The organism is Agriterribacter sp. (assembly GCF_035444585.1).
Lineage (GTDB): Bacteria > Bacteroidota > Bacteroidia > Chitinophagales > Chitinophagaceae > Agriterribacter.
Genome location: NZ_DAOMOZ010000289.1, coordinates 1 through 5,098 on the forward strand (window position 1 = coordinate 1; position 5,098 = coordinate 5,098).

Consider the following 5,098-nt stretch of genomic DNA (forward strand, 5'->3'; position numbering starts at 1 on the left):
CAGCATAACTTAAATCCAAATGAAAAAAACTTTGCGCGTCATTGCTCAGGTCGTAAGCTGATATCAGCACATCATTACCCCTGCCCGCAAAATGAAACAATTCGGTTAGTTCTTCATTGCTGGCATTAAAATCCTTACAAATAATAATGATAGCCTGCCTGCCGGTATCATAATCCAACACCGTCTCATCCCAATAACCCGGCGCTTTTTTGTTGATGGTTATTTTTGCCTGTGGAAATAAATGCGGAAGATTCTGGTAGGCTATATATGTTCCGTAAGGAATTTTATCTTTTTTATTCAGTGTAACCCGATGATCGAAATCACTTTTGTTTCCCCCTGCCAGCAACGCCAGCAATAGTAAAAGCAATAAGCCGCCCAACAGGTATGGTGTTGCTTTTTTCAAACGGATACACCTGCTTTTTGATAGAGTGAAGAAAAATCGTTCAGCACAGTTTCATATTGTTGTTTGTTTACAGGCATTTCGCCATACCAGGCATATTCATAGCTGCGGGTAACAGTAAAAAAAGCACTGTAACAGGGCCGGGAATATAATTGGGCCAGATATTCACTATTGGTGGTATCGGCGCCATAACGGATCAAACCATTTTCAGAAAATGTTTTCAGCAATTGCAGGTAGCAAAAACGAATAGCTAAACGATAATCTTCTTTCTCCGCCGCTTTGCGGGCAGCTTCCCGAAGGTCGGTAGTAAAAATGCTATCTGCATCATCCTCCCTTGTCTGCACTGGCAACGCAACAGCTTTGCCTGAACCAAAAATATTCATTTTGTTTTGAACAAGAAACCAAACCACTGCAGCGGCAAATAATGCGAGCATAAGCACCCATATCATTTGCCTGAATACAGGCGAGCCGAGTATCGTAAAAACAGTTTTCCAAAATTTTTCCCAAAATGAGTTGCTTTCCGTCTTTTTGTTTTCTGAATGTCTGTCTTTATTTGCATACCAGAAAGCCTTATCCGCTTTCAGAAGCTGCGTAACCGAATCGGGAACAAACCTGTTTTTTATAATTGATGAATCGTATAATGATGCAGGATGCTCTTTCCCGGAAAAAAATAAAGTGTCCTGGTCCGGTTCAGCAAATTCATTGTCAGAGTGGTAGCCGCTCAGGCTGTCTAACATAACTTCTATACTATCTTTCTCTTCAAGCAACACAGTACTGTCGGCGGATTCCTGGGCAAAGCAGGTAGCAGGGGCAATCGTAAAAACAGCGCCGGTCAATAACAGGTATATATAAATGAGACGCCGGATCACATCATACGATTTTTCGGTTAGCTAATAAACGCTTTTGCAGTTGTACAGGATAAATAATATAATACCATATTATGTAGGAAGCAGAAAGCAGTAAGATAGACCCACTCAACCACCACGGCATGGTATAATAGCGGGTAATAAATCCTTCAAAAAAAGCAGCTACTATAAAAACCGGGATGAGGCTGGCTAATATAATAACACCATCTTTAGCTCCCCGCATAAACGCGTGCAGCCTTTTATCCGTTCCCGGAAACATCCAGCCCTTGCCCAATACAATGCCCGCAGCGCCTGCAATTACAATAGCCGAAATTTCCAGTGTACCGTGAATGAAAACGGTTAATACCGATTGCATGCCCAATCCTTTTGCAAAAAACATTTGTTCAAACGCGCCCAGCCTAACGCCTTCGGTAAGTAAGGAAATGATAAGCGGAATACAAAGCAAAAGCCCCTGTGCAAAATAGCCAAATGCCACAAAAAGATTATTGATCATAATGCCCAGCCACATCAGTAATGCGCCACCTTCGGCATATACGCCAAAGGGCCTGCCTTTTTCAATATTCTCTTCCGTCATATTCACATAACTGTCACTCAGCATTTCACGCACAAAAGTTTCATCGTGCTGCGAAGAATAAAAACCGGTCATAAAAAAAGTAATAAAAAGTGCTGCACAAAACAACAATACGCCATGATGCTTCCGGATGGTGAGCGGCACCGTATATTTCCAGAATCCGGTAATGCGGTTACGCTCTTCTTTCCTGCTTTGGTAAATGCTCATGTAGGTCTGCGACGCTCTGGCATTCAGATACCGGGTTACCCTGCTGTGCGGATAAAAAGTTTTTGCATAGGAAAGATCATCTACCAGTTGCGTGAAATCCACGCCGGTTTCGTCGGCATTTTCCGGTGGCGTGTGCTGTGTTTTCAGCCACCTGTCTTTATGTTTTTTTATGAATAAGGCTTCCCGCAACGGTAATTAAATTTGCTTCAATTTAAATAAATACTTAACATCGTTTAAGAACTGACCCAAATATATATTATTGCATACTCATGGGTAAGATTTTTATTCCTACCAGTTTTAATATTGATCTTGAATTTGAAAGCGCTCCTTTTCATACAAGAATGATAGCATGGATCATTGATTTTGTGCTGCAGGTATTTTATATCATCATTGCTTACAATGTATACGCTTCCGCTGCAGGTAATTATGCACACAACATTTCGGGGTACGATCTGTGGGCGCTGCAGCTTATTATATTGCTGCCCGTGTTCACCTATCATTTTTTTTGCGAACTGTTCTGGAACGGACAGAGCGTGGGAAAAAAATTGCTGGGTATACGGGTGGTGAATGATAACGGGGGAAAAGCTTCGCCGGGTCAGTATATGATCCGCTGGCTGCTGCGGTCGTCCGATCTTTCTGTTCCTGTTATCATCATTGCTATTGTATTCGGCTGGCTAAGTGCGTTAAAAGCATTGTGGATAACAACATTAATGTTCATTGCCGACCTGATTTTGGTTGCAGTACATAAAAAATCAAAAAGGCTTGGAGACCTTGCCGCCGGAACGCTGCTCATTAAAACCAATCCCAAAGGGAACCTTGAAGACACCATTTTTATGGAAGTGAGCGACAATTATGTTCCCGTGTTTCCGCAGGTGATGCGCCTGAGCGACAGGGATATCAATACGATCAAGGGCATTTTGGATACGGGCCGCCAAACGGGGCATATACAAATGGTGGAGAACGCTTCAAACCGTGTAAAGAAAGTATTGGCTATTGAGAGTGCCATGCCTGCGTTTGATTTTTTAGAGACCTTACTAAAAGATTATAATTATTTGTCGACGAATGAGTAGGGGAGGGTGCAGGTTTCAGGTTGCAAGGGAGGTCCCTGTCCCTGTAACTCATCACTGACTACTCACCACTCACAATTCACCACTCACAATTCACTACTCACCACTGCCTGTATCCACATCCCAGTCGTCTGTTCTGAAAGGATTTACAGGTAATCCCGGGCCTGCCGATCCGTCGGGGCGGGCTTCTTTGCTGAAAATATTGGCTATAGCCGTATTGCTGAATGCAAACCGAACGGCAACCGGGTTTTTAATTTGCTTATTGGAAAGTATTACGTGATCCCCTTCAATTTTTACATCGGCAGGCAAAAAGCTTTTATCATCGCCGGCAATATAAAATTCGGTTGCTTTCTTTTCTCCTCCTTTTATGATCAGCCCATTAGGTGCATTGTTGAAATACACCGTTACTTTATTTTTATTTACCTCCATGTTTTTATACATGGGGCTTTTATAAGTGAGGCCTTCCTTTTTGTAGGTTTCTGCCAGGGCCCAGGCAGCTAATCTTGCACCTACGTCCTTTTTATTCCTGGGGTGGATATCTTTAACATCATCTACCAGGTCTGTTATTACCACCATGCCTGTATTGGGATGTTCAAGCGTTTGTGTTTGTCCTTCCCGCAGTCAGGCCCCTATATTTTTATTGCCATAGGCAAAGGGAGCTATCTGCACGTAATAAAAAGGAATATCCCTGTTCCAGTCTCTGCGCCAGCTGTCAATCAGGGTTGTCATCAATGCGTTGTAAGTAGATGCCGTTCCTGCATTGCTTTCTCCCTGGTACCAGATGGCACCTGCAACAGCAAAGGAAGTAATGGGAGCGATCATGGCATTGTATGCCCTTCCGGGTGCGTGGGGCCACCAGTTGGTTGCACCAATTTTAGCTGCGGCTGCTTTCAGTTCAGGATTTTTTTCCACCACTCCTTCCGGTGTCCATACTTCGGCAGGAGTACCACCCCAACTGGTATTGATGAGTCCAACGGGCACGTTCAGTTTTTGCTGCAATTGCTTTCCAAAATAATAAGCAACTGCGCTGAAGCTTTTTAAGGTTTCGGGATTGCATTCCGTCCACATAGCTGCACAATCATCCTGGGGAGCCAGCGCAGTGGTTTTTGGAATATGGAAGAAGCGGATATTGGGATTGGCGCTGTTCGGGAGCTCGGCATCCATTTGAGGCAAGCCGTTGAGGCTGCTCCATTCCATGTTCGACTGACCGGAGCACACCCACACTTCACCGATCAGCACATTATTGAGCACGATCGTATTGTTGCCTTTGAAGGTAATGGTATAAGGCCCGCCTGCTGCAGGCGTTTTGATCGCAATGTTCCATTTGGCATCGCCGGATGCAATGGCCGAATCAACCGTTGAGCTCCATGATGTGGTAATGAATATCTTTTCTGCGGGAGATGACCAGCCCCACAGGTTTACAGTTGACTGCTGCTGCAACACCATGTTGTTGGAAAGTACTGCGGGAAGGCGGATGTTGGCAAATCCTTTTAAGCCAGGACCCATCAAAATAAAAACGGAAAACAAGGCAATGCTTCTATTCATATGGCTTATTTTTTGCCGAAAAGGTAGCAAAGAAAAAAAGTATAGCAAAATCAATTCTATCTTTGTCAAAATTTTTTCAATGTCAATACATACAGCGCTCATAGACGAACTTAAACACGAAGCATCAAATACACGCAAAATACTGGCAGGGATACCCGAAGAGGAGTTTAGCTGGAAACCACATGAAAAGAGCATGTCGCTGCTGCGGCTGGCCTGCCATATAGCAGAATTGCCACAATGGATTGGTCATATAATGACAGGTACTGAATTCGATTTTGCCAGGGACATTTTTAACCGGATAAACGTTTCTTCAAGAGATGAATTATTAGAAGTTTTTGAACTTACCTTAGAACGGGCGGTTGAGTTTTTGGGAAAAGCCTCTGATGAAGAATTGAATATGCGATGGACGCTGAGAAGAGCTGAACTGATGCGTTTTGAATTG

At 43.6% G+C, this 5,098-nt stretch carries 7 protein-coding genes; 2 read left to right on the plus strand and 5 right to left on the minus strand.

Going from position 1 to position 5,098, the window contains the following annotated elements; all coding sequences use genetic code 11:
• From PLH26_RS20145 to PLH26_RS20155, 3 genes are all read right to left on the minus strand, one after another.
• Positions 1–403, minus strand: a 403-nt coding sequence (locus PLH26_RS20145; RefSeq protein ID WP_324587819.1) for a hypothetical protein, incomplete at its 3' end; no start/stop codon positions are given.
• A complete protein-coding gene (locus PLH26_RS20150; protein ID WP_324587820.1) occupies positions 400–1,269 on the minus strand; it encodes a DUF4129 domain-containing protein in 870 nt (289 codons plus the stop codon). The genes PLH26_RS20150 and PLH26_RS20145, both read right to left, overlap by 4 nt.
• A gap of 1 nt (position 1,270) precedes the next feature.
• Positions 1,271–2,233, minus strand: coding sequence for a stage II sporulation protein M (locus PLH26_RS20155; RefSeq protein WP_324587821.1), 963 nt, complete (start codon positions 2,231–2,233; stop codon positions 1,271–1,273).
• A gap of 80 nt (positions 2,234–2,313) precedes the next feature.
• Between PLH26_RS20155 and PLH26_RS20160 the strand changes: the two genes are divergently transcribed.
• Positions 2,314–3,114, plus strand: coding sequence for an RDD family protein (locus tag PLH26_RS20160; RefSeq protein WP_324587822.1), 801 nt, complete (start codon positions 2,314–2,316; stop codon positions 3,112–3,114).
• Between the two features lie 93 nt (positions 3,115–3,207).
• Here PLH26_RS20160 and PLH26_RS20165 read toward each other — a convergent pair whose 3' ends face one another.
• Positions 3,208–3,687 (minus strand): hypothetical protein, encoded by a 480-nt coding sequence (locus PLH26_RS20165; RefSeq protein WP_324587823.1) that lies wholly within the window; start codon positions 3,685–3,687, stop codon positions 3,208–3,210.
• A 45-nt stretch (positions 3,688–3,732) separates the two neighbouring features.
• Entirely contained in the window at positions 3,733–4,656 is a 924-nt protein-coding gene (locus PLH26_RS20170; RefSeq protein ID WP_324587824.1) for a sialate O-acetylesterase, read from the minus strand.
• Positions 4,657–4,735: 79 nt separating this feature from the next.
• On the opposite strand from PLH26_RS20170, the gene PLH26_RS20175 reads away from it, so the two are divergent.
• Positions 4,736–5,098 (plus strand): DinB family protein (locus PLH26_RS20175; RefSeq protein WP_324587825.1); only part of this gene is annotated, 363 nt, incomplete at its 3' end.